21 protein-coding genes are annotated in these 24762 nt (G+C 59.4%); 10 read left to right on the forward strand and 11 right to left on the reverse strand.

Translation table 11 applies throughout. From position 1 onward, the window contains the following. Positions 1-27: 27 nt before the first annotated feature. The 3 genes from KW837_RS02385 to mfd are packed head-to-tail and all read right to left on the reverse strand — an operon-like array spanning position 28 to position 6755. Complete coding sequence (locus KW837_RS02385) at positions 28-2718, reverse strand: DEAD/DEAH box helicase (protein WP_218394368.1); 2691 nt, start codon at positions 2716-2718, stop codon at positions 28-30. Between the two features lies 1 nt (position 2719). Further along, positions 2720-3295 (reverse strand): CsiV family protein, encoded by a 576-nt coding sequence (locus KW837_RS02390; RefSeq protein ID WP_218394369.1) that lies wholly within the window; start codon positions 3293-3295, stop codon positions 2720-2722. A 10-nt stretch (positions 3296-3305) separates the two neighbouring features. Next, the gene (gene mfd / locus KW837_RS02395) at positions 3306-6755 is read right to left on the reverse strand and encodes a transcription-repair coupling factor (RefSeq protein ID WP_218394370.1); all 3450 of its coding nucleotides are present in this window, start codon (positions 6753-6755) and stop codon (positions 3306-3308) included. Positions 6756-7109: 354 nt separating this feature from the next. On the opposite strand from mfd, the gene KW837_RS02400 reads away from it, so the two are divergent. The 3 genes from KW837_RS02400 to sthA all read left to right on the forward strand — a co-directional run bounded on the left by KW837_RS02400 (position 7110) and on the right by sthA (position 11370). Further along, positions 7110-8573, forward strand: a complete 1464-nt coding sequence (locus KW837_RS02400; RefSeq protein ID WP_008073072.1) for a glyceraldehyde-3-phosphate dehydrogenase — start codon at positions 7110-7112, stop codon at positions 8571-8573. Between the two features lie 251 nt (positions 8574-8824). Further along, positions 8825-9769 carry an FAD:protein FMN transferase gene (locus tag KW837_RS02405; protein ID WP_256348510.1) on the forward strand — a complete coding sequence of 315 codons (945 nt, stop codon included), beginning with the start codon at positions 8825-8827 and terminating at the stop codon, positions 9767-9769. A gap of 206 nt (positions 9770-9975) precedes the next feature. Beyond that, positions 9976-11370: a Si-specific NAD(P)(+) transhydrogenase gene (gene sthA / locus KW837_RS02410; protein WP_008073074.1), complete on the forward strand. Its 1395-nt coding sequence runs from the start codon at positions 9976-9978 to the stop codon at positions 11368-11370. Positions 11371-11412: 42 nt separating this feature from the next. Here the strand turns inward: sthA and KW837_RS02415 are convergent, their stop codons facing one another. Together KW837_RS02415 and KW837_RS02420 are read right to left on the reverse strand one after the other, a co-directional pair. Next, positions 11413-12135, reverse strand: a complete 723-nt coding sequence (locus tag KW837_RS02415) for a glycerophosphodiester phosphodiesterase (protein ID WP_123496501.1) — start codon at positions 12133-12135, stop codon at positions 11413-11415. Between the two features lie 14 nt (positions 12136-12149). Then, positions 12150-12731 carry a PilZ domain-containing protein gene (locus KW837_RS02420; RefSeq protein WP_123496503.1) on the reverse strand — a complete coding sequence of 194 codons (582 nt, stop codon included), beginning with the start codon at positions 12729-12731 and terminating at the stop codon, positions 12150-12152. A 94-nt stretch (positions 12732-12825) separates the two neighbouring features. Here KW837_RS02420 and KW837_RS02425 point away from each other — a divergent pair, with 94 nt between their 5' ends. The 3 genes from KW837_RS02425 to KW837_RS02435 all read left to right on the forward strand — a co-directional run bounded on the left by KW837_RS02425 (position 12826) and on the right by KW837_RS02435 (position 16076). Further along, a complete protein-coding gene (locus tag KW837_RS02425) occupies positions 12826-14076 on the forward strand; it encodes a lipoprotein-releasing ABC transporter permease subunit (RefSeq protein ID WP_123496505.1) in 1251 nt (416 codons plus the stop codon). A gap of 7 nt (positions 14077-14083) precedes the next feature. Next, entirely contained in the window at positions 14084-14767 is a 684-nt protein-coding gene (gene lolD / locus KW837_RS02430) for a lipoprotein-releasing ABC transporter ATP-binding protein LolD (RefSeq protein ID WP_020700644.1), read from the forward strand. A gap of 64 nt (positions 14768-14831) precedes the next feature. Continuing rightward, on the forward strand, positions 14832-16076 hold the full coding sequence (locus tag KW837_RS02435; RefSeq protein WP_218394372.1) for a lipoprotein-releasing ABC transporter permease subunit: 1245 nt from the start codon (positions 14832-14834) through the stop codon (positions 16074-16076). A 61-nt stretch (positions 16077-16137) separates the two neighbouring features. Here KW837_RS02435 and yegQ read toward each other — a convergent pair whose 3' ends face one another. After that, positions 16138-17475, reverse strand: a complete 1338-nt coding sequence (gene yegQ, locus KW837_RS02440; RefSeq protein WP_218394373.1) for a tRNA 5-hydroxyuridine modification protein YegQ — start codon at positions 17473-17475, stop codon at positions 16138-16140. Between the two features lie 162 nt (positions 17476-17637). On the opposite strand from yegQ, the gene KW837_RS02445 reads away from it, so the two are divergent. Then, a complete protein-coding gene (locus tag KW837_RS02445) occupies positions 17638-18699 on the forward strand; it encodes an AI-2E family transporter (RefSeq protein WP_218394374.1) in 1062 nt (353 codons plus the stop codon). On the opposite strand, the gene KW837_RS02450 is transcribed toward KW837_RS02445, so the two are convergent. The 3 genes from KW837_RS02450 to KW837_RS02460 all read right to left on the reverse strand — a co-directional run bounded on the left by KW837_RS02450 (position 18696) and on the right by KW837_RS02460 (position 19742). Further along, on the reverse strand, positions 18696-18878 hold the full coding sequence (locus KW837_RS02450; protein ID WP_192342567.1) for a hypothetical protein: 183 nt from the start codon (positions 18876-18878) through the stop codon (positions 18696-18698). The two genes, KW837_RS02445 and KW837_RS02450, sit on opposite strands and share 4 nt — an antisense overlap. Before the next feature lie 100 nt (positions 18879-18978). Then, on the reverse strand, positions 18979-19173 hold the full coding sequence (locus tag KW837_RS02455; protein ID WP_030131554.1) for a hypothetical protein: 195 nt from the start codon (positions 19171-19173) through the stop codon (positions 18979-18981). A gap of 194 nt (positions 19174-19367) precedes the next feature. Further along, positions 19368-19742: a hypothetical protein gene (locus KW837_RS02460; protein WP_218394375.1), complete on the reverse strand. Its 375-nt coding sequence runs from the start codon at positions 19740-19742 to the stop codon at positions 19368-19370. Positions 19743-19981: 239 nt separating this feature from the next. Here KW837_RS02460 and KW837_RS02465 point away from each other — a divergent pair, with 239 nt between their 5' ends. Further along, the gene (locus KW837_RS02465) at positions 19982-20800 is read left to right on the forward strand and encodes a shikimate 5-dehydrogenase (RefSeq protein WP_218394376.1); all 819 of its coding nucleotides are present in this window, start codon (positions 19982-19984) and stop codon (positions 20798-20800) included. A gap of 313 nt (positions 20801-21113) precedes the next feature. After that, positions 21114-21632 carry a cupin domain-containing protein gene (locus tag KW837_RS02470; protein ID WP_007901772.1) on the forward strand — a complete coding sequence of 173 codons (519 nt, stop codon included), beginning with the start codon at positions 21114-21116 and terminating at the stop codon, positions 21630-21632. A 163-nt stretch (positions 21633-21795) separates the two neighbouring features. Here the strand turns inward: KW837_RS02470 and KW837_RS02475 are convergent, their stop codons facing one another. Further along, a complete protein-coding gene (locus KW837_RS02475) occupies positions 21796-22443 on the reverse strand; it encodes a YceH family protein (protein ID WP_095053105.1) in 648 nt (215 codons plus the stop codon). 140 nt (positions 22444-22583) lie between these two features. Here KW837_RS02475 and KW837_RS02480 point away from each other — a divergent pair, with 140 nt between their 5' ends. Continuing rightward, on the forward strand, positions 22584-23093 hold the full coding sequence (locus tag KW837_RS02480) for a DUF1993 family protein (protein WP_007901777.1): 510 nt from the start codon (positions 22584-22586) through the stop codon (positions 23091-23093). 209 nt (positions 23094-23302) lie between these two features. On the opposite strand, the gene sstT is transcribed toward KW837_RS02480, so the two are convergent. After that, the gene (gene sstT / locus KW837_RS02485) at positions 23303-24553 is read right to left on the reverse strand and encodes a serine/threonine transporter SstT (RefSeq protein WP_218394377.1); all 1251 of its coding nucleotides are present in this window, start codon (positions 24551-24553) and stop codon (positions 23303-23305) included. Positions 24554-24762 lie beyond the last annotated feature (209 nt).

Raw genomic sequence — 24762 nt, forward strand, 5'->3', positions numbered from 1 at the left:
CCCGCGAAAGCGATCTACCTGTCGCTGCTACTTATCAATTTTTTCCGGCAGCGGCGCAAACAGCGCCTCGATATCATCGCTCTGCAACTTCCAGTCTCCGGTTTTGCGCCCATCCAGCACGCCTGCGGCCAGATCGGATTTTTCCTTCTGCAGATGCTGAATTTTCTCTTCCACCGTGCCCCTGGCAATCATCTTGTAGACGAATACCGGCTTCTCCTGACCAATGCGATAGGCACGATCCGTCGCCTGATTTTCCGTCGCCGGGTTCCACCATGGATCGTAGTGAATCACCGTGTCGGCTTCGGTCAGGTTCAGCCCCACACCGCCGGCCTTCAAGCTGATCAGAAAGATCTGCCGCTTGCCGCTCTGGAATTCCTTCACCGGCGTGCGTCGGTCGCGGGTTTGTCCGGTCAGGATCGCATACGCCACGCCGCGTTTTTTCAGCTCGTCCTCGATCAACGACAGCATTGAGGTGAACTGCGAAAACAGCAGAATCCGCCGACCTTCCTCGAACAACTCTTCAAGCATTTCCATCAGGCTATCAAGCTTGCCGGAGGTGCTACCGCGCGCGGGCAGGGCAGCATCGTTGACCAGGCGTAAATCACAGCACACCTGGCGCAGCTTCAGCAGGGCTTCAAGAATGATGATCTGGCTGCGCGCCACGCCTTTGCGAGTGATCTCGTCGCGGACTTTCTTGTCCATGGCCAGGCGCATGGTTTCGTACACGTCGCGCTGCGCTTCGTTGAGCTCGACCCAATGGACGATCTCGGTTTTCGGCGGCAGTTCGGTGGCCACCTGTTCCTTGGTTCTGCGCAGCAGGAACGGTTTTATCCGACCGTTGAGGTGCTGAAGTCTTACGTCGCTGGCACGCTTTTCTATCGGTACGCGGTAATCGCGGTTGAAGCTTTTCACGTCACCGAGCCAGCCGGGCAGCAGGAAGTGGAACAGCGACCACAGCTCACCGAGGTGATTTTCCAGTGGCGTGCCACTCAGGCACAGGCGCTGGCGAGCATTCAGCTCGCGGGCGGCGTGGGCGGCCTTGCTGTTGGGATTCTTGATGTACTGCGCTTCATCCAGCACCAATACGTGCAATGGCTGCGCGGCGAGGCGTTCGACGTCCTTGGGCAGCAGCGCATAAGTGGTCAGAATCAGGTCGTAGTCGGCCAGATCACCGAAGTGCTTCTTGCGACTGGCGCCGTACAGCGCCAGCACTTTGAGCTGAGGCGTGAAATGCGCGGCTTCGTCGAGCCAGTTGGGGATCAGGCTGGTGGGCATGACCACCATGCACGGCCGATCGAGGCGCCCGGCGTTCTTCTCGCTGAGAATATGCGCCAGGGTCTGTAGGGTTTTGCCCAGGCCCATGTCGTCCGCGAGAATCCCGCCGACTTCCAGTTGCCGCAACGACTGCATCCAGCTCAGGCCTTCCAGCTGATACGGGCGCAAGGTGGCATTCAACCCTTCGGGTGCCACTGCGGTGTGGTCTTTGATGTCACGCAGGCGTTGGGCAAAGGTGCGGATCTGCTCGCCACCTTCCCAGAGCAACGGCAGGCCTTCCAGCGGATTCAGTCGCGTGGCGTCGGCCTTGCTCAGGCGCAGCGTGGTTTCACCGGGCTCTTGCAGGTAAAACTCGCCGAGAGTGGCCAGCACCGGTTTTAAGCGGCCGAAGGGCAGGGCGACCTGCAGCGGGCCTTGGTCGGTGCTGCGGCGCTGCGGGATGTTCACCAGAATCAATTCGTCGTCGCGGCGTCGGGCGAGGCGTTCCGGGTTGAGAAGCTCGGTATGGGAGCGCATCAGGTTTAACAGGATCGGCAACAGGCTCAGCCGTTCGCCGTTGACGATGATCCCCAATTCCAGGTCGAACCAGTCGCGCTCCGGTGCCTGCTCGACGGTGGCGTACCAGTCTTCAACTGCGGTCAGGTCGAAGCCGAAGTCCTCGTCAATCTGCAACTCCCACCCTTGGGTGCGCAGCTTCGGCAGCTCGTTGAGGGTGAAAGTCAGCCAGGCGCTGTCGTTGACCATCTCGTAGAGTTCGCCGGCACTTTCGGGCAAGGCTTTGCTTTGTCGGGTGGCGATCTTGAAACCGAGGATTCGCAGCTGTTCCCTGTAGGCCTGCTCGACTTCCGGATGACGTTTTATCCGCAGCGTCTGTGTCTCCTGACGAATCAGGATGTCAGTGTTTTTCTGTCCGCTGACGTATTCGTCCAGATAACTGAAGGAAAGCGCCGCGCGATGCTGGATGTAACGCTGCATCTTGCCGTTGCGTGGTTCAAAGGCACTGAATTCGATACTTGCCAGCCACAGGCGCGGCACCGGTTGCACATTATCCACCAGCACTTGCGGCGGCGCTTTCGGGCTACGGTTTTCCAGTACGGCCTGAAGTTTTTCCAGCAGTTCGGCGTCTTTCGCCGCCGCCGGGTAGGCGAGGGTTTCCTGCACTTGCAGCAACACCGCCGCGCAATGTTTGCAGTTGCTATGAACCGGGCAGGTGCACGTGGCGTCGATTATCAGCAACGTGCCTTTGGCCGACTCGCGCAGGCGAATGGTCTGACGGTAAACGTTGCCGCCAGAGCCTTCGCAACTGGCGGTGATGGTGGCGTCGCCGACTTCGACGATCCTGACGCGGTTTTCCAGCGCGTAGCGGCGGCCACGCTCCAGGCTCTGTTCCTTGAATCGGCTGACCCAGGATGTTGCCAGGGGTTTGCTCAGGGTCGGGGGCATATCAGTCCGGAATTACATCGGGGACTGGCCGAGGTGCAGGGGCGGTCAGCGAGGTGATCTTGATCAGCAGGCCCAGGTGACCGTTGTCGAGGAAGTTCAGTTGACCGTTCTTGGTGTGGCTTTCCTGCTTCAGGCGTTCGCTGGCGGTGACCAGGCCGTTGGCATCAATCTTATTGACCCAGAAGTCTGCATCGACGTCGGTGAAACGCCCCAGTTTCAGGCTCAGCGTGCCTTCGATCGGGAACTGGCCGAACTGCTCGGTGCCTTCGCTGATCGCGACTTTGCTGGCTTCTTCGCCGAGCTTTTGTTGCCAGGCCTTGTGCATCAGCACTGTGTATTCATTGCTGGCGGTGAGCTTTTCCACTTCGGGATTAAGGCTCGGCGTGCGAAAACTGTCGGGGCTGATGCGTTGGGCGCCGGCATCCCAGTCTTCCGGCGCGGCGCGGCTGACGATGGCGGGCACGGCGTTTTGCCGCACCAGAATCATTTCAACCTGATACAGATCATCGGCAAACGCCGTCGAGGCGAACGGCGAAAACAACGACATCAACAAGGTCAGTGAGCGAAACAGGCGCATGCGGCGTCCTTCAAGCAGTGGTCGGAATGAGGCGCTCGAATAGCGCCTCTACAGTATTAAAACGTTCTTCCGGGCGCTCCATGGGGACCTGGAATTTGAACATCGTGGCGCCTTCGAACTTGTAGCGTTTGGGCTGGCTCTGGATCAGCTTGATCAGTGTCAGCGGGTCGACCGGGGTCTGTGCCGCGAACTCGATACGACCGCCTTGCGGACCACCGTCGACTTTCTTGATGCCCAACTGTTCGGCCTGCAATTTCAGCGCCGTTATCCGCACCAGGTTCTTGGTCGGCTCCGGCAGCAGGCCGAAACGGTCGATCATCTCCACTTGCAGGTCCTTGAGGCCTTCCTCATCGGTGGCCGAGGCAATGCGTTTGTAGAGAATCAGTCGCGCGTGAACATCCGGCAGATAGTCCTCGGGGATCAGCGCCGGTACACGCAGATTGACTTCCGGACCGCCGCCCAGCGGTTGGTCGAGGTTTGGCTGTTCGCCCTTGCGGATCGACTTCACCGCGCGCTCGAGCATTTCCATGTACAGCGTGAAACCGACGGCCTGGATCTGCCCGCTCTGACCGTCGCCCAGCAGTTCGCCGGCACCGCGGATTTCCAGGTCGTTGGTCGCGAGCACGAAGCCCGCGCCGAGGTCCTGGGTGTTGGCAATCGCTTCGAGACGCTTTTCTGCGTCGGGAGTGATCTGCTGGCGCGGCGGTGTCAGCAGGTAAGCATACGCCTGGTGGTGGCTGCGACCGACGCGGCCACGCAATTGATGCAACTGCGCCAGGCCGAACTTGTCGGCACGCTCGATGATGATGGTATTGGCGCTCGGCACGTCGATGCCGGTCTCGATGATGGTCGAGGCGATCAGCACGTTGAAGCGCTTGTGGTAGAAGTCGCTCATCACCTGTTCGAGATCGCGTTCACGCATCTGCCCGTGGCCGATGCCGATCCGTGCTTCCGGCACCAGTTCGGCGAGGTCGGCGGCGCATTTCTCGATGGTCTTCACGTCGTTGTGCAGGTAGTAGACCTGGCCGCCACGCAGCAACTCACGGAGCAGGGCTTCTTTTACCGTGCTCTTGTTCTGCTCCATGACGAACGTGCGCACCGACAGGCGGCGGGCCGGCGGCGTGGCGATGATCGACAGGTCGCGCATGCCCGATACCGCCATGTTCAACGTGCGCGGAATTGGCGTGGCGGTCAGCGTCAGGATGTCGACTTCACTGCGCAGCGCCTTGAGCTGTTCTTTCTGACGGACACCGAAACGGTGCTCTTCGTCGATGATCACCAGCCCGAGGTTTTTGATTTTGACGTCGTCTTGCAGCAGCTTGTGTGTGCCGATGACGATGTCGATCTTGCCTTCGGCCAGGTCCGCGACCGCGGCGTTGACTTCCTTGGTCGACTTGAAGCGGCTCATCACTTCCACGCTCACCGGCCAGTCGGCGAAGCGGTCGCGGAAGCTGTTGTAATGTTGCTGGGCGAGCAGGGTGGTTGGCACCAGAATCGCCACCTGACGACCGCCATGCACCGCGATGAACGCCGCGCGCATCGCCACTTCGGTCTTGCCGAAACCGACGTCGCCGCAGACCAGGCGATCCATCGGTTTCGGCGCGAGCATGTCGGCGCGCACCGCTTCGATGGTGGTTTGCTGGTCCGGGGTTTCTTCGAACGGGAAACCGGCGCTGAAGGTCGCGTAATCGGCTTTGGGGTCGGCGAAGGCATAACCCTCGCGAGCGGCGCGACGGGCATAGATGTCGAGCAACTCGGCGGCCACGTCGCGCACCTGTTCGGCGGCTTTGCGTTTGGCTTTCTGCCAGGTTTCGGAGCCGAGGCGGTGCAGCGGCGCCAAGGCATCGTCGCTGCCGGTGTAGCGGGCGATCAAATGCAGGTTGGCGACCGGGACGTACAGCTTGGCGTTCTCGGCATATTCAAGGGTCAGGAATTCGGCGGCTTGACTATCGATTTCCAGGATCGTCAGTCCCAGATAGCGGCCGACACCATGATCGATGTGCACCACCGGCGCGCCTTCGCGCAGTTCGGTGAGGTTTTTGATCACTGCATCGTTGTTGGCGTCAGCGCGTTTCTCGCGACGGCGACGCTGCATCACGCGCTGACCGAATAACGGGCTTTCAGCGACCAGGGCCAGGGCTGGATCGTCCAGCAACAGTCCTTCGTCGAGCGGTGCGATGGTGATCGCCAGGCGCTCCTTGCTCGCAACAAAGTCTGGCCAACTGTCGACGGTTTTCGGCCGTAGCTTCAGACGTTCCAGCAATTCCAGCAGCACTTCACGACGGCCCGCGGACTCGGCGGTAAACAGCACGCGGCCAGGGAATTCGTCGAGGAAACCGGCCAGCGCCGCCAACGGCTGAGTGGCCTTGGCTTCGATGGCCAGGTTCGGCAGTGGCTGAGCCGGGAAACGCTCGCGACCGACGCCGGTTTCCACGTCCTGTTGACTGGCAACCACACGGGGCCAGTTCTTCAGGCGAGCAAAGCAATCTTCCACGGGCAAGAACAGCTCGGCCGGTGGCAATAAAGGACGGGATGGGTCGACGCGGCGCTCTTCGTAACGATTGCGTACGTCGTTCCAGAAATTCTCCGCCGCCTGTTCGATGCCCGGCAAAGAGAACACTTGCGTGTCCTGAGGCAGGTAATCGAACAGGGTGGAGGTTTCGTCGAAGAACAACGGCAAGTAGTACTCGATACCCGCCGGTGTAATCCCGCTGCTCAAATCCTGAAAGATCGGGCAGCGACGGAAGTCGACATCGAAGCGCTCGCGAAAGCGCGCCTTGAAACGGGTGACCGCGTCCTTTTGCAGCGGGAACTCCCGCGCCGGCAGCAGGCGAACAGTGTCCACCTTGTCGATTGAGCGCTGGTTTTCCGGATCGAAGGTACGCAGGGTTTCGATTTCGTCGTCGAACAGATCGATGCGGAAGGGCAGTTTGCTGCCCATCGGGAACAGATCGATCAGCGAGCCGCGCACGGTGAATTCGCCGTGCTCATAAACTGTATCGACGTAACGATAGCCGCTGGCTTCAAGCCGGCTGCGCATTTGCTCGACATCGAGCTTCTGGCCGACATCCAGCACCAGACTGCTGCCGAGCAGGAATTTGGTCGGCGCCAGACGGTGCAGAGCCGTGGTGATCGGCACGACCAGCACGCCATGCTCCAGCTCCGGCAACCGATAAAGGCTGGAGATGCGCTGAGAGATGATGTCCTGATGTGGCGAGAACAGATCGTAGGGAAGGGTTTCCCAGTCGGGGAAATGCAGAACAGGCAAATCCGGGGCGAAGAAACTCAGCTCCTGTTCCAGCCGTTCGGCACTCTGGCTGTCGGCGGTCAGTAGCAGGGTAAAGCGCTTGGCAGCGCTGGCGGCCTCGGCAATGGCCAGGCTCAGGGCGGCACCGGGCAGGTTGCCCCAGTGCTGTTTACCTGCCGCGGCAGGGAGAAGCGGTAGACGCAGAACGGGCACGGAAGGTTGAGCTCCAAGCGTTGCGACAAAGTCGACAATTGTAACGGCCTCAGGTGCCGGCTGTCAGTTGCAGACTGTGTCTATATGCACAAGCTGGGTGAAATGTAGTGGTAATGACAAAAACTGGCGCTTTGACACTGAAAATGTAGTGCCAAAACCGCTCAGTGTTACGGAGGGTTACGGACACGGCAGCGTTGTCGTCGGAAAATTGACTGCGCTGAAAGCCCCGGTTTTACTGGGCTGGCGCGGGGCGTAATTTTTTTGAACAGGATTTTGTTACCGCCAGTGCGACAGGCGCGCATTGCTACAGGAGCCACTCGGCGGCATAATGTAGCCCCTTTTTTCTGCCCCTACATGTGGAAGGTTACCGTGACTCAGAAGCCCGACCAGTGTCTTGGTGAATGGATCGACCGTGAAGCACTCGCAGAAGCGATGATTCCGCTTATCGGTCAGCTCTACCGCAATAACAACGTGGTGAGCTCGATCTATGGCCGCAGTCTGATCAACCAGTCTGTCATCGCGATTCTCAAAGCTCACCGCTTTGCTCGCCATCGCCAGTCCGATGACAGCGAATTGTCCGTCCACGAAACATTCCCGCTGCTCAAGGCAATGAGCGAGCTCAAGCTCGGCGCTGCTTCGGTAGACCTGGGCAAGCTGGCTGTCAAATTCAAAGCCGAAGGTAATGGCCGTACCGCCGAAGCGTTCGTCCGTGACGAACTGGCCGATGTGGTCGGCAAGCAGAATGGTTCCGGCCGTACCGGCACCGACGTTGTCCTGTATGGCTTCGGTCGTATCGGTCGTCTGCTGGCGCGCATCCTGATCGAGAAAACCGGTGGTGGCGACGGCCTGCGTCTGCGCGCCATCGTTGTCCGCAAGGGCGCCGAGAACGATCTGGTCAAGCGTGCCAGCCTGCTGCGTCGGGACTCGGTGCACGGTTCGTTCAATGGCACCATCACCATTGATGAAGCCAATAACACCATCACCGCCAACGGCAACCTGATCCAGGTTATCTACGCGAAGAACCCGACTGAAGTGGACTACACCCAGTACGGCATCAAAAACGCGCTGCTGGTGGATAACACAGGTGTATGGCGTGACGCCGACGGCCTGGGCCAGCACCTGTCCTGCCCGGGTATCGACCGCGTTGTTCTGACCGCGCCTGGCAAAGGCAAGCTGAAGAACATTGTTCACGGCATCAACCACGGTGAAATCACCGCTGACGACAAGATCGTGTCCGCCGCTTCCTGCACCACCAACGCCATCGTGCCGGTGCTCAAAGCTGTGAATGACAAGTTCGGCATCATCAACGGTCACGTCGAAACCGTTCACTCGTACACCAACGACCAGAACCTGATCGACAACTTCCACAAAGGTGATCGCCGTGGCCGTAGCGCCGCGCTGAACATGGTTATCACCGAGACTGGTGCTGCCACCGCTGCTGCCAAGGCGCTGCCTGAGCTGGCCGGCAAGCTGACCGGTAACGCGATCCGTGTTCCGACGCCGAACGTGTCGATGGCCATTCTCAACCTGAACCTTGAGAAAGCCGCCACCCGTGAAGAGATGAACGAGTACCTGCGCTACATGGCGCTGCACTCCGATCTGCACAAGCAAATCGACTACGTCAATTCGCAGGAAGTGGTTTCCACCGACTTCGTTGGCTCGCGCCACGCAGGTGTTGTGGATGCGGAAGCGACCATCGTTCAGGACAACCGCGTTGTTCTGTATGTCTGGTACGACAACGAGTTCGGTTACAGCTGCCAGGTCGTTCGCGTGATGGAAGACATGGCCGGTGTAAACCCGCCAGCATTCCCGCGCTAAGCCTTAGCCGCACATGAAAACGCCCCGACTTTGGTTGGGGCGTTTTTGTTTGTGGGGATCGCGCAGGAGCGCCCGCGAAAGCGATTTGCCTGACACATCGCTTTCGCGGGCAAGCCTCGCTCCTACAAGGGGTGGTGCATAATGGCCGGTCTTGGCGTGGTTTCAAGGAGGGGCAGGGTTTGTTGAAATGGCGATGGTGCAGTGTTGTTGTCCTGATAGGCGCCTTAACCGGCTGTGGCAATAGCGATTCGATGGAGAGTTTCAGCGGCCCGACCATGGGCAGCAGCTATTCGATCAAGTACGTGCGCCGTGCCCATCTTCCCGCTCCGGCGGAAGTCCGCATCCAGGTCGAAAAAATCCTCGCTGAAATCGATCAGCAAATGTCGACCTATCGCAGCGACTCCGACATTGAACGCTTCAATAATTTGCCCGCTAACCGCTGTCAGACAATGACCGCGCCAATCCTCGAACTGGTCCGCGTCGGCGAGCGACTGTCTTCGCTAAGCGATGGCTCCTTCGACCTGACGGTGGAGCCGCTGCTCAACCTCTGGGGGTTCGGGCCGCAAGCGCGAGAGGAAAAAGTGCCGAGTGCCGAGGCGCTCGTCGAGGTGCAGCAACGCGTCGGCCACAACCATTTGCGCATCGACGGTGATCAGTTGTGCAAGGACGTGGCAATCGAGCTCGACTTAAACAGCATCGCCGCCGGTTACGCGGTCGATACGATTGCCGCGAAGCTCGAAGCAATGGGTATCAACAGTTACCTGGCTGAAGTCACTGGCGAACTCAAGGCCGCCGGCAAAAAACTCGATGGCTCGCCTTGGCGCATCGCCCTGGAAGAACCCCGAGACGATCAGCAAGTCGCGCAAAAAGTCATCGCCATCGACGGCTATGGCGTTTCCACCTCCGGTGACTACCGCAATTATTTCGAGCAGGGTGGCCAGCGCTATTCCCACACCTTCGATGCCCGCACCGGAGCTCCGGTCCTACACACCCTGGCGTCAGTCACAGTGATTCATCCTTCAGCGTTAATGGCCGATGGCCTATCGACGCTGTTGCTGATTCTCGGTCCTGAACGGGGTTGGGACTATGCCCAAACCCATGACATTGGTGCATTCTTTGTGATTCGTGCCGATACAGGTTTCGTCACCCGCACCAATCAGGCTTTTGAGCGCCTGGTGGGTGAGAAAACCAAGTGATTACGGCATCAAAAGCGTTTTTGATGGCGTTGTAGTACAGGCAAAACTAGCCTACGACGCGACCAAGGGTTAATGTGCCCGGCGTTGACGCTTCTATAGACTGTGTCCGGGTTCTGCACTGGCCCCAAATTGTTCCTTCACGCCGCAGATCGGCGTGATTTAGCCGCAGGTGCCGAGGGCGCCGCGGCCTGTTCTGAGGAGTATGCATGGCTGTCTACAACTACGACGTGGTGGTGTTGGGTTCCGGCCCGGCCGGAGAAGGCGCGGCAATGAATGCCGCCAAAGCAGGGCGCAAGGTGGCGATGGTCGATAGCCGTCGCCAGGTCGGCGGCAACTGCACCCACCTGGGCACCATCCCGTCCAAGGCTTTGCGTCACTCGGTCCGGCAGATCATGCAGTTCAACACCAACCCGATGTTCCGGGCCATTGGTGAGCCGCGCTGGTTCTCGTTCCCGGATGTTTTGAAAAGCGCCGAAAAAGTCATCTCCAAACAAGTCGCCTCGCGCACCGGTTACTACGCCCGTAACCGTGTTGACGTGTTCTTCGGCACCGGCAGCTTCGCTGACGAGCAAACCATTGAAGTGGTCTGCGCCAACGGCGTGGTCGAAAAACTGGTGGCCAAGCACATCATCATCGCCACCGGCTCGCGTCCTTATCGCCCGGCGGACATCGATTTCCATCACCCGCGTATCTACGATAGCGACACCATCCTCAGCCTCGGCCATACCCCGCGCAAACTCATCGTTTACGGCGCTGGTGTGATCGGTTGCGAATACGCCTCGATCTTCAGTGGTCTGGGTGTGCTGGTTGAGCTGGTGGACAACCGCGGTCAGTTGCTGAGCTTCCTCGACTCGGAAATTTCCCAGGCGTTGAGTTACCACTTCAGCAACAACAACATCACGGTTCGCCACAACGAAGATTACGACCGCGTCGAAGGCGTGGACAACGGCGTGATCCTGCACCTGAAGTCCGGCAAGAAGATCAAGGCCGATGCCTTGCTCTGGTGCAACGGTCGTACCGGCAACACCGATCAGCTGGGTCTGGAAAATATCGGCGTGAAAGTCAACAGCCGTGGCCAGATCGAAGTCGACGAAAACTACCGCACCTGCGTGCCGAATATTTACGGCGCCGGTGACGTGATCGGTTGGCCGAGCCTGGCCAGTGCTGCGCACGACCAGGGCCGTTCGGCCGCTGGCAGTATTGTCGACAATGGCAGCTGGCGCTTCGTCAACGATGTGCCAACCGGCATCTACACCATTCCGGAGATCAGCTCGATCGGCAAGAACGAGCAGGAGCTGACTCAGGCCAAGGTGCCGTACGAAGTGGGCAAGGCGTTCTTCAAGGGCATGGCGCGTGCGCAGATTGCCGGCGAACCGCAAGGCATGCTGAAGATCCTGTTCCACCGCGATACCCTGGAAGTGCTGGGCGTTCACTGCTTCGGTTATCAGGCGTCGGAGATCGTGCACATCGGTCAGGCGATCATGAGCCAGCCGGGCGAACAGAACACCCTGAAGTACTTCGTCAACACGACGTTCAACTACCCGACCATGGCTGAAGCCTATCGGGTAGCGGCGTACGATGGCCTCAACCGGCTTTTTTGAGCGGCTCCGGCCGGTGGCCTGAGCCGGCCGGGGAGACCGATTTCAGCAATTCTCGAGCGTGGCAGTGGCCAAACCGGGAAAGTCTGTAATCAGGCTGTCAACGCCGAAGTCGGCGAGTCTGCGCATCAGCGCGGGCTCGTTGACTGTCCACACCGACACATGCAGCCCTTGACGCTGCGCCTTCTGCAGGCGCTCTGGCGTACACAGGGTCCAGTTCAGCGCCAGAATCTCACAGCCATAGTTTTGCGCGACCTTCAACGGGTCGAGCCAGGCGTACTCGGCAACCAAACCGCGAGACACGTCCGGCACCAGGTCCAGCGCGGCTTTCAACACTTCACGTGAGCTTGACGTAATCGTGATCTTGTCCCGCATACCGAAGCGCTGCGCCATTTCACGAATCGCCAGCACGGTGGTCGCGGCGCGGGTGCGTGAAGCGCTTTTGACTTCCAGTTGCCAGTGCTCGAAATCACATTTCTCGAACAATTCTTCCAGCGTTGGAATCGGGCAGGGTTTGATCCAGCCCGGGCCGCCCTTGCGCGCGTCGTAGGTCACCAGCTCCGCGGCGGTATGTTCGACTACTTTGCCGCGACGCTCGGTGGTGCGCTTGAGGGTCGGGTCGTGGATCACCATCAACTCGCCATCCTTGGACAGGTGCAAGTCCAGTTCGCAACGGCGTACGCCGTGCTTGAGGCATTCCTGAAAGCTGGTCAGGGTGTTTTCCGGTGCTTCGCCCTTGGCGCCGCGATGGCCGTAGATGAGAGTCACGGTTCTTCCTTAAATTAAATGCCTGATTCGTTTTGTTCGCGGGCCAGGCGTCGTTCTTGTGCCTGTCGCTGCAAGATGTAACGGGCCAGCAATTGACGCTGGGCATCGGACAGGTATTCGAACTCGGTGCCGACATCGTAGCCTTCGCCCTTGCGGTCGCAATGGGTGACGCGGGCACGCAGCAGCAGGCCAAGGGCTTGCGGCATGAGTACCAGCTTGACCGACAGGTGCGCGCCAGTGGCGATGGGCGTCGGATGCTGGAAGTCGATACCTCCTTCGGAGAGGATGACCGGCTGCGGTTCGCCGATCTGTCCGAGCACAGTCAGGGCGACCACCTGGCTCAGCAGATCGATGCGTTTGTTCTGGGATTTCAGGAACGCGGCGATGGTCCGGTCGCGTTCGCTGATCTGTCGCAACAGGTGTTGCGACTCGAATTCGCTCAGGTGCAGTTCGCTGAGCAGGTTGAATAGAGGGGAAGCATCCTGCAACACTTCCTGGCCTGCGGCTTCGGGAGCAGACAGGGGCCGAATTTCCAGTGCGATCGTGTCCTCGATACGGTAGTATTCGCGGCGATCTTCTTCATCTAATGTCGACATGGCGAACCCATGGTAGCGGCGGTGGTCTGAGTGTAAAGCTGGTTATCGACCCCCGCCACAAGGACGTTCCTTTTCCCTCCGAACAAGCCCCGACATGTTCAGACCTCTCTTCGTATTTATTGGCACGCGTTATACCCGTGCAAAGCGTCGCAATCATTTTGTGTCGTTCATTTCCCTGACCTCAATGATCGGACTCGCCCTTGGCGTGGTCGTGATGATCGTCGTGCTGTCGGTCATGAACGGCTTCGATCATGAGATGCGCACCCGCGTGCTGGGCATGGTGCCCCATGCGACCATCGAGTCCGGTGAGCCGATCAGCGACTGGCAAAGCCTGGCCGCCAAGGTCAAGCAGAACCCCCAGGTGGCGGCGGTGGCGCCCTTCGTTCAGATGCAGGGCCTGCTGACCAACAACGGCAAAGTCTCCAAGGTGCTGCTCAATGCCATCGACCCGGTGCAGGAACGGCAGGTGTCGATCATTGATAACTTCATGCAGCAGGGCAAACTCGATGACCTGGCGCCGGGCAGTTTCGGCATCGTCATCGGCGACAAGGCCGCGGCCAAGCTCGGCGTGGCGGTCGGCGACAAACTGACGTTTGTCGCGCCGGAAGTCACCGTGACCCCGGCCGGGATGTTCCCGCGCATGAAACGCTTTACCGTGGTCGGCATCTTTCATGTCGGCGCCGGTGAGATCGACGGCTATCTGGGCATCACCAACCTGCAGGATCTGGCGAAGCTGCACCGCTGGAAGCCGGATCAGGTCCAGGGCTTGCGCTTGAAGTTCGACGATCTGTTCCAGGCACCACGCGTGGCGTGGACCATCGCTCAGCAACTCGGCGAAGACCAGTATTACGCCCGAGACTGGACCCGCACCCACGGCAATCTGTATCAAGCGATCCGCATGGAAAAAGCCATGATCGGCCTGCTGTTGCTGCTGATCGTCGCCGTGGCGGCGTTCAACATCATCTCCACGCTGGTAATGGTGGTGAACGACAAGAAGGGCGACATCGCGATCCTGCGCACCCTCGGTTCCACGCCGGGGCAGATCATGGCGATTTTCATGGTCCAGGGCACGGTCATTGGTGTGGTCGGTACGTTGATCGGTGCGGTGGTCGGGATCTTCGCCGCGCTGAACGTCAGCGCTGCGATTTCCGCCCTTGAAGGGTTGATCGGCCACAAATTCCTGAACGCCGACGTGTACTTCATCGATTACCTGCCGTCGCAAGTGCAGGGCCAGGACGTGTTGATGGTCTGCGCCGCCGCGTTGGTTCTGAGTTTCCTCGCCACCCTGTATCCAGCCTGGCGTGCCGCGCGCACCCAGCCTGCGGAGGCGCTACGTTATGAGTGAGTCGGGCATGAGTGATAAAGCAATCTTGAGCTGCCGCAACCTGGGCAAATCCTACGTGGAAGGCCCGGAATCGGTAGAGGTTCTGGCGGGTCTGCAACTGGAGCTGCACCCTGGTGAGCGCGTGGCGATCGTCGGTACCTCGGGTTCGGGCAAAAGTACCTTGCTCAACCTGCTGGGCGGCCTCGATACGCCGACCAAGGGCAGCGTCTGGCTGGCCGGTGAAGAGCTCTCGGCACTGAATGAAAAGGCCCGTGGCCTGCTGCGCAATCGGTCGCTGGGTTTCGTTTACCAGTTCCACCACTTGCTGCCTGAGTTCACCGCGCTGGAAAACGTCTGCATGCCGTTGTTGATCGGTAAAACCGCGATCCCGGAAGCGCGTCAGCGTGCGACGGCGTTGCTGGAGCGGGTAGGGCTGGGCCATCGTCTGGAGCACAAACCGGCGGAATTGTCCGGTGGCGAACGCCAGCGTGTGGCCATTGCCCGCGCCCTGGTGAACAAGCCAGGCCTGGTGATGCTCGATGAGCCGACCGGCAACCTCGACTCCCACACCGCCCAGGGCATTCAGGATTTGATGCTGGAACTCAGCACCTCGATGCGCACCGCGTTTCTGGTGGTGACCCATGACATGAACCTGGCCCGCCAGATGGATCGCGTCCTGCATTTGCAGGAAGGTTACCTGACACCCATCTGATTGACCGAAACCCGACGTACTGAACAGTACGTCGGGTCTTTTATTTTTATACGGTGCCCAGCGAATGTTCAGACCGTTATCGATCTTTATCGGCGCGCGCTATACCCGCGCCAAGCGCCGCAATCGCTTTGTTTCCTTCATCTCGATGACCTCGATGATCGGCCTCGCCCTGGGCGTGCTGGCGATGATCGTGGTGTTGTCGGTAATGAACGGCTTCCAGCGCGAAATGAGCTCGCGCATTCTCGGCATGGTGCCCCACGCGACCATCGTCGGCGTGAACCCTATCGACGATTGGCAGCCGGTGGCCGCCGCGGCGATGAAGAATCCTGAAGTGACGGCGGCGGTGCCGTTCACCGAGATGGAAGGCATGCTGTCCTACAAGGGCACGATGCAGCCGATTCAGGTCAGCGGTGTCGACCCGGCGCTGGAAGGCAAGGTGTCGATCGTTGCCAAGCACATTGTTCAGGGGCGTCTGGACGCCTTGAAGCCGGGCGAGTTTGGCGTGGTGATCGGTGAGATCACTGCGCGGCGCTTTCGCTTGAACGTCGGCGACAAGATCACCCTGATCGTGCCGGAAATCAGCACTGCACCGGGTGGCATCACTCCGCGCATGCAGCGGCTGAACGTGGTGGGCGTGTTCAAGGTCGGTGCCGAGCTGGACGGCTCCATGGCGCTGATTCACCTCGCCGATGCCGCGCAGATGCAACATTGGCAGCCCAATCAAGTGCAGAGCGTGCGCCTGGCGGTAAAGGATCTGTACGCCGCGCCGCAAGTGTCGAGCGACATCGCGACAGGCCTGGGCGCTGCCTACAAGGCTGACGACTGGACCCACACCCAGGGCAGTCTGTTCAGCGCGATGAAGATGGAAAAAACCATGATCGGCCTACTGTTGCTGATGATCGTCGCGGTGGCGGCGTTCAACATCATTGCGACCCTGATCATGGTGGTGAACGACAAGGGCGCGGACATCGCGATCCTGCGCACCATCGGCGCGACACCTCGGCAGATCATGGCGATCTTCATGGTGCAGGGCACGGTGATCGGGGTTGTCGGCACCTTGATTGGCGGCGTACTGGGTGTGATCGCAGCGCTGAACGTCAGTGAGCTGGTGGGCTGGATGGAGCGGGTCAGCGGGCAGCACATCTTCAGTTCCGATGTGTACTTTGTCAGTAACTTGCCATCGGAACTGCAGGGTGCGGATGTGTTGTTGATCTGTTCCGCCGGTTTCATCATGAGCTTTTTGGCGACGGTGTATCCGGCATGGCGGGCGGCGAAAGTCGAGCCGGCTACGGCGTTGCGGTATTCGTAAGTCATTACACCGCTTTCGCGGGCAAGCCTCGCTCCTACAGGGGGCTTGTCGCTCAGGTTTTCTAGCTCATGCTGACATCGCGCATTAACAACCCAAAGCGCAGATCCACCGCGTCCGGTATCGGCAAATACACCGTGTGCCCATCCCCCGGCGCCACTTCAACGGCCTCGCCTTTGACGTTCTGCAACTGATGCAAGTCGAAGTGGAAATTACCCTTGGGCGTCATCAGTTCCATGTGATCGCCCAGACCAAAGCGATTCTTTACCCGCACCTCGGCCAGCCGATCCCGGCGTTCGCCAGTCAGCTCGCCCACGAACTGTTGGCGCTCTGAAACCGAGCTGCCGTTCTGGTAGTTCTGATATTCGTCATGCACATGCCGACGCAGAAAACCTTCGGTATAACCACGTTGGGCCAGGGATTCCAGATCGGTCATCAAGCTGCGATCAAATGCTCGGCCAGCCACCGCATCATCGATTGCGCGGCGATACACCTGGGTGGTACGCGCGCAATAGAAGTGCGATTTGGTCCGGCCTTCGATCTTCAATGAATGCACGCCCATCTGCGTCAGGCGCTCGACATGCTGCACGGCGCGCAGGTCCTTGGCATTCATGATGTAGGTGCCATGTTCATCCTCGAATGCCGGCATCAGGTCGTCAGGGCGATTGGCTTCTTGCAGCAGGAACACTTGATCGGTCGGCGCGCCGATGCCCAGGGTCGGTTCGGGGCGGAACTGCTGAACGATTTCGCCGAGCTGATTTTCGCTGGCCGGTGTCGCCGAGTATTTCCAGCGACAGGCGTTGGTGCAACTGCCCTGATTGGCGTCGCGCTTGTTCATATAGCCCGACAACAGACAGCGCCCGGAATAGGCCATGCACAACGCGCCGTGGACGAACACTTCCAGCTCCATCGCCGGGACCTGCTGGCGGATTTCTGCGATCTCCTCCAGCGACAGTTCGCGGGACAGAATGATCCGGCTCAAGCCCTGTTGCTGCCAGAACTCGACGCTGGCCCAGTTCACCGTGTTGGCCTGTACTGAGAGGTGGATCGGCATCTGCGGGAAGTGCCGACGCACCAGCATGATCAGGCCCGGGTCGGACATGATCAGCGCGTCCGGCGCCATGGCGATCACCGGTTCCAGGTCCTTCAAGAATGTCTTGAGCTTGGCGTTGTGCGGGGCGATGTTCACCACCACATAGAAACGCTTGCCCTGAGCCTGGGCCTCGGCGATGCCGAGCGCGAGGTTGGTGTGATCGAATTCGTTGTTGCGCACCCGCAGGCTGTAGCGCGGCTGGCCGGCGTACACCGCGTCGGCGCCATAGGCGAAGGCATAACGCATGTTTTTCAGGGTGCCGGCGGGGGCGAGCAGTTCCGGGGGCGTGAGCGTTATGGTGCTGGTCATGGCAGTATCGATCGCAAAAGCCGGCAAGGGTAAGCGGCTTGCCCGCGGGGTTTATTGATCTGGATCTATGCTTGATGAAAAACGGATGGCACTCGCGCGAGCCGTGGCGGACTAAACATCAAGACGCGCGTTGGCGCCCCTGTGCACTGACATGGATCGGACATGAACGAAACGAAGCTGCAAAACACCTCGCTGATGGTCTTGCTGACCCTGGTGAGCATTGCCTTCATATGGATTCTGCTGCCGCTCTATGGCGCGGTGTTCTGGGCGGTCATCCTCGGCATTCTTTTTTCACCCTTGCAGCATCAGTTGCAACAGAGGTTCGGCTGGCCACGCAACCTGACGGCCCTGTTCACCTTGAGTCTCTGTGTGGTGATCGCGATCCTGCCGGTAATCACCATCAGTACCTTGCTGGTTCAGGAAGGTGCGGCGCTGTACAACCGAATCGAAAGCGGTGAACTGGACATCGCCGGGTATGTGTTGCAGTTCAAGCAAAGTCTGCCGCCCTATGTTCAGTACTTGCTCGACCGTTTCGGCATGGGGGAGCTGAGTGGGCTTCGGGAGAACATCATCAAGAGTACGATGCAAGGCAGCCAGTTTGTCGCGACCAAGGCGTTCAACTTTGGTCAGGGCACGTTCGAATTCGTGGTGAGCTTTTTCGTCATGCTGTACCTGCTGTTTTTCTTCCTGCGGGACGGGTCCGAACTGGCACGTAAAGTACGTGCGGCGATACCGCTGGAAGACAACCAGAAACGTCGTTTGCAACTCAAGTTCAATCGAGTGGTGCGGGCCACGGTGAAGGGCAATGTGGTGGTAGCGATCACGCAAGGGGCATTGGGTGGTTTTATTTTCTGGTTTCTGGGCATCCCGAGCGTGCTGCTCTGGGCGGTGTTGATGGCGTTTCTGTCGCTGTTGCCGGCGGTGGGGGCGGGGATCGTCTGGATACCGGTGGCGGCGTATTTCCTGTTCAGCGGCGCGATCTGGCAGGCCACGGTGCTGACCTTGTTCGGAGTGTTCGTGATCGGCCTGGTGGACAACGTTCTGCGACCGATCCTGGTGGGCAAGGACACCAAAATGCCGGACTACCTAATCCTTATCTCGACCTTGGGCGGCCTCGCGCTTTTTGGCCTGAACGGTTTTGTCATAGGGCCGTTGATCGCGGCGCTGTTCGTGTCGAGCTGGGCGATTTTCATCGATTCCAAGCCCAAGGTTCAGCTGCCTTAAGCGCTGAGCTGGCCTGCGTCGATACGTTGTGACAGGGCTTGGGCGGCGGGAAGCGAGGTGAGCGGGCCGCTGATCGGTTCGCCGTCCTGCACCAGATACCAACAGGCAAGCAATCCTCGCGCTCTGAGCTGTGCGGGAACGGCGCTGCCGATAACGGACATGATCTGAACCTGAGCCATAAGTACCTCCATTAATCTATGGAGCTACCTTACGGATCGGACGCTTGAACGGACAATCAACGCTTTCGATAGTCGTCATTGATGCCAATGAGTCCTGCGGTCAATCCACCACTTGATCGAGCATATGCACCACTTCCTGCTCATTGAGCAGGCCTTTGCGCACAAGGTTTTCTGCCAGCAGCGAGAGGAATTTTGCGCTGCGATGGCCTTCCAGGTGTTTGAGTTCGGTCAGTGCGTTGTACACCTTGCCGGAAGTGCACAAGCCGACAATGCGATGCGGGTTTTGTGTGGGCATGAAGGTCGTCCTTGTTTTTATCAACCTGTTGTTTACGGACAGATCCAAGCTTGCGGATCGGACATGACATAAATATGACCAACTTTACCTGCCGGTACTGTCCCGACAGCGACCTTGACGAGATTTATTCAGACTTCGTCCGGCCAGTGGTCACAAAAAAGGCCCCGCTTTTATAGCGGGGCCTGATGAGCGTGTTACCAGCGGTCGCCACGATAATAACCATGGGGAGGGCCGTAATAGCCGCGTGGTGGACCATACCCGCGTGGCGGACCGTAATAGATCGGTGCCGGGCGGTAGTACATCGGTTGTTGAACGTAAACCGGCGCCGGTTGGTAATAAACAGGCGGTGGCTGCACGTACACCGGTTGTGGCTGAACGTAGATCGGTTGCTCCACATACACTGGACGGTCGCGGCCGATTATTGCTGAGCCAATGATTGCCGAGCCGACGATCGCACCAAACACAGCCGGACCTTCCCAGCCGCCATGACCATGACCACCTGCTTCTGCCTGCCCTGCGATAGCAAGAGCACCGATCAGCAAGGCTACTGTGGGGATTTTACGGATCATGATAAGTCCTCGGTTCTTCGACCCGGCGCTCGCGTCTGCAATAGACACAAGTTGTCGCGGGGATACTTCTAAGACAGCATTTTTTTGAAAATCAGCACAGCCGTTGGGTAAATTTTGTGTAAGGTCTGTACCGGCTTCTTTACGGCTGTGTGCCAGGTGCAGACTGGCTTTTATGATCAATCAGAACCGGTGAAGTGGCTAATCCCGTCCATCCGAAAGTGCTATTGAAGGAGATTCCAATGCAGATGAACCCCAACAGAGACACTCAGCTGTGCATGTCACTCTCGGGGCGTCCCGGCAATTTCGGCCTGCGGTTTCATAACCATCTGTACGAACAACTGGGCCTGAATTTCTACTACAAAGCCTTCAGCAGCCAGGACTTGCCGGGCGCCGTGGGCGGCATTCGCGCCTTGGGCATCCGGGGTTGCGGGGTGTCGATGCCGTTCAAGGAAGCCTGTATTGCGTTGGTCGATGAGCTGGATGCATCGGCTGAGGCCATCCAATCGATCAACACTATCGTCAACACCAACGGTCACCTCAAGGCCTACAACACCGATTACATCGCCATTGCCCAGTTGCTTGAAACCCATCAGGTGCCCAAGGATACGACCTTTGCCCTGCGCGGCAGTGGCGGCATGGCCAAGGCTGTGGCCAGTGCCTTGCGCGATGGCGGCTACAAAAACGGCCTGATTGTGGCCCGGAACGAGCGTGCCGGGCGTGCCTTGGCTGAATCGTTGGGTTATCACTGGCAGGCGGAGTTGGGCGCTCAACGCCCGCAAATGCTGATCAACGTCACACCCATCGGCATGACTGGCGGGCCGGAGGCCGATCAACTGGCGTTTGAGCCTGACGCTATCGCTGCGGCGGAAACTGTCTTCGATGTGGTGGCGATCCCCTCGGAAACACCGCTGATCGTGCGCGGTCGTGCCGAAGGCAAGCGCGTGATCACCGGGCTGGAAGTGATTGCGATCCAGGCACTGGAACAGTTCGTGTTGTACACCGGTGTGCGGCCGACCGATGAGCAGTTCCAGAAAGCCGTGGCGTTTGCCCGCAGCTGATCATTCCCAAATATTCGTTGGATGTCCCGGCCCTTTCGCGAGCAAGCCCGCTCCCACACTTGACCGCATTAGTCTGAACCAACTTGGTCACCTGTGGGAGCGGGCTTGCTCGCGAAGGCGGAGTCACATCCTGCCGCAATGCGACTGGCGGATCGCCGCCCGAGGATCAGCGCTGAACCTGTGGGAGCGAGCCTGCTCGCGATTGCCGCGATTCGGTTTCCAGCCTGCCCTAGCCTTGCCCACGAATATCCCCGCCTATACTGGCCACCAGCAAGCGAAGACTTGCTTTCCAGCCACCGTGACCGAGGTTTTCATGCATCCCGCCATTCTCAACCTGGATCAGGCCGAACTTTTACCGCTGCCCGAAGAGTTTGCTCCCACCGGAGACGCTGCCGGCCGCTATCAGCAACGCCTGGCACGCATCGGCCAGCAACTGGGCGCGCAAAAGCTGGGTTATCGGTTGTATGCCCTGGAGCCAGGCATGCGTGGCAGTCCTTTTCATAACCATCGGGTCAACGAGGAGATGTTCTACATCGTGGCCGGGGAGGGGGAGATTCGCCTGGGTGCCGAACGCTTTCCGATCCGCGCTGGTGATGTGATTGCCTGCCCGGCGGGTGGTCCTGAAGCCGCGCACCAGATCATCAACACCAGCAACGGCGAATTGCGCTATCTGGCGGTCAGCAGCCAGCAATCGCCGGACATTTGCGAATACCCGGATTCCGGAAAATACGTGGTGATGGACGACTTCAAGGTCGATGCCCAAGGCAATGCTTCGGGCTTCGTCGCCGTCGCCAGGCAGGCCGATGGCGTGGATTATTGGGACGGCGAGTAGCCTCATCGGTGGGAGCAGCTGTCTTAATTACTCTTGTGATCACTGAAGATCCAATGTGGGAGCGGGCTTGCTCGCGAAAGCGGTCTGTCAGTCATATTGATGCAAGATATGCCGCCGCCTTCGCGAGCAAGCCCGCTCCCACATTCAGAATGTCGCGACCAGTCTATTCGAGGCGTGCCAAGCGCTCTTCCAGCGCCGCAATCCGCGCTTCAAGCTCTTCGATTCGCTCTACCGACACACCGCCACTGGTGCCACGCTCCACAGGATTTTGCCGGGCAGCCAGGATCGCTTCGATATCCGCCGGATCGCCCAGTGCATGCATGTAACGGTCTTCGCGCTGACCAGCCTGACGCGGGATCAACAGCGCCAGACCCCTGGCGATCAAGCGCTCCAGTTGATGCACTACCTGTTCGGCATCTTCGAAGTCATGCATGCGGCCGCTGCGGGTCAGCAGTTCGTTGACCGTCTGCGGGCCGCGCAGAAACAACAGCCCCGTCAGAATCACCTGCGCCGGCACCAGTTCCAGCGCCTTGTCGACCCGATGCTCCCAACGGTCGGCACGGCTGCCCATTACCAGTCTGGTAAAACCGCGACCTTCCAGTACGCGCAAGCTCTGGCCAACCTGGCCCTGGCTGAGGTTCATCACTGGTTCGCGGCTGGTTTTCTGGTTGCAGGCAATCACCAGCGCATTGAGCGTCAGCGGATAGGTTTCCGGGCTGGTGGCCTGTTTCTCGATCAACGAGCCCAGAATGCGGATTTCCGTGCTGTTGAGCCGCGGTTCGTCGGAGGTCGTTTCTTGCTCAGTGCTCATCGCGCTTTTCCCTATGCAGTCGAAGCATGCAGTCGAAGCCGCCTAGCCTAATCCTTGCAGGATAAAAGACAAGCCGCAGGGCGGTCGGGCATGGCTATAATCGCTCCACGTTTTTACTCCTGTCACCACACGAGACCATCATGACTATTTCCCTGTACGCCGCTTCCGTTCCGGTTTTCCAGCAAATGCTCAATGCCCTGAGCAACAACCTGAGCAAGGCCGAAGCCCACGCTACCGCGAAAAACATTGATCCGAACGCGTTCCTGCAAGCCCGTCTGTACCCGGACATGTTCCCGCTGGTGCGCCAGGTGCAGATCGCCGTCGATTTCGCCAAAGGCGTTTCGGCGCGTCTGGCTGAAGTCGAACTGCCGAAATATGACGACACCGAAACCACCTTCGCCGAACTGCAAGCGTTGATCGCCAAGGTCCTGGCTTTCATCGGCGAGATCAAACCCGAGCAGATCGACGGCAAGGAAGGCATCGAGATCGTTACCCGTCCAGGCACGCCTAAAGAGAAGCGCTTCACTGGCCAGGCTTACCTGCTGAGCTATGGTTTGCCGCAGTTCTTCTTCCACGTGACCACCGCTTACGCACTGCTGCGTCACAACGGCGTGGAAGTGGGCAAGCGCGATTACATGGGCGCGTTTTAAACCGCCCAGATACAAAAAAGCCCGCCAAGGTTTACGCCTTGGCGGGCTTTTTCGTTTTGCCGAGAGCCAGGCTTGTCGGCGAAATGTGGGAGCGGGCTTGCTCGCGAAGGCGGTGTATCAGGCAACGATGATGTCGACTGACACTCCGTCTTCGCGAGCAAGCCCGCTCCCACAGGTTCCGCGGCAAGCCCGCTCCCACAGGTGCATTGTTACGCCAAACGCTGGGCTTCCCGGGCTTTCTGGGTCTTCTGCTCCTCACCCGGGCACGCCGCCGCGGTGAACAGCACGTCGGTGGAGGAGTTCAGCGCGGTTTCCGCCGAGTCCTGCAACACACCGATGATGAAGCCGACTGCCACCACCTGCATGGCGATTTCACTCGGGATGCCGAACAGGCTGCACGCCAGTGGAATCAGCAACAGCGAACCCCCGGCCACGCCCGAGGCGCCACAGGCACAGATCGCCGCGACGATGCTGAGCAGGATGGCCGTCGGAATGTCCACGGCGATGCCCAGGGTATGCACGGCGGCCAGGGTCAACACGGTGATGGTGATCGCAGCGCCGGCCATGTTGATGGTGGCGCCGAGCGGGATCGACACCGAATAGGTATCTTCGTGCAGGCCCAGACGCTTGCTCAGCTCCAGGTTGACCGGAATATTCGCCGCCGAACTACGGGTGAAGAAGGCGGTGATGCCGCTCTCGCGCAGGCAGGTGAATACCAGTGGATACGGGTTGCGACGCAGCTTCCAGAACACGATGGCCGGGTTCATCACCAGCGCCACGAACAGCATGCAGCCCAACAACACAGCCAGCAGATGCATGTAACCGATCAAGGCACCGAAACCGGAGGTGGCGAGGGTCGAAGCCACCAGGCCGAAGATCCCCAATGGCGCAAAGCGAATCACCAGACGCACGATCAAGGTCACGCCATTGGACAGATCGCCCAGTACTTCGCGCGTCGTCTCGCCGGCATGGCGAATCGCAACACCCATGCCGATCGCCCAAGCCAGAATGCCGATGAAGTTGGCGTTCATCAGCGCACTGACCGGATTGTCGACCACGCTGAGCAACAGACTCTGCAACACTTCGCTGATGCCCCCCGGTGCGGTCACCGCAACGTCTTGGGTCGACAGCACCAGGCTCGACGGAAACAGCGTACTGGCGATCACCGCCACCACGGCCGCCGCGAAGGTGCCCAGCAGGTACAGAAACAGAATCGGCCGGATGTGGGTTTCCTGGCCGTGCTTATGGTTGGCAATCGAGGCCATGACCAGCACGAACACCAGAATCGGCGCGACAGCCTTGAGCGCCGAGACGAATACTTTGCCAATGAAGGCAGTGGACTTGGCCAGCTCAGGCGCGAACAACGCCAGGGCAATCCCGGCGATCAGGCCGATGATGATTTGCGTGACCAGGCTGCTGCGTTTCAGGCGTTGCAAGAGAGAAGGGGATGAAGCGGTCATAACGGCATCTCTGATTTTATTAGGGTGCAGGGTTGTGCTCATGCAGCAAAAAGCCGGGCAGGCCACATGGAGGGAACCGAAGGGTCGCTACATCAATGCCAATGATTGGCCGATGAACAGGGTGTACGTACTGCAGATCGCGGACTTTATCACAGCGTAGCCGTGATCCTTCAGACCTGTGACGATCTGCCACCCGATTACTCAACGCG

This window comes from Pseudomonas sp. PDM24 (genome assembly GCF_019218905.1).
Lineage (GTDB): Bacteria > Pseudomonadota > Gammaproteobacteria > Pseudomonadales > Pseudomonadaceae > Aquipseudomonas.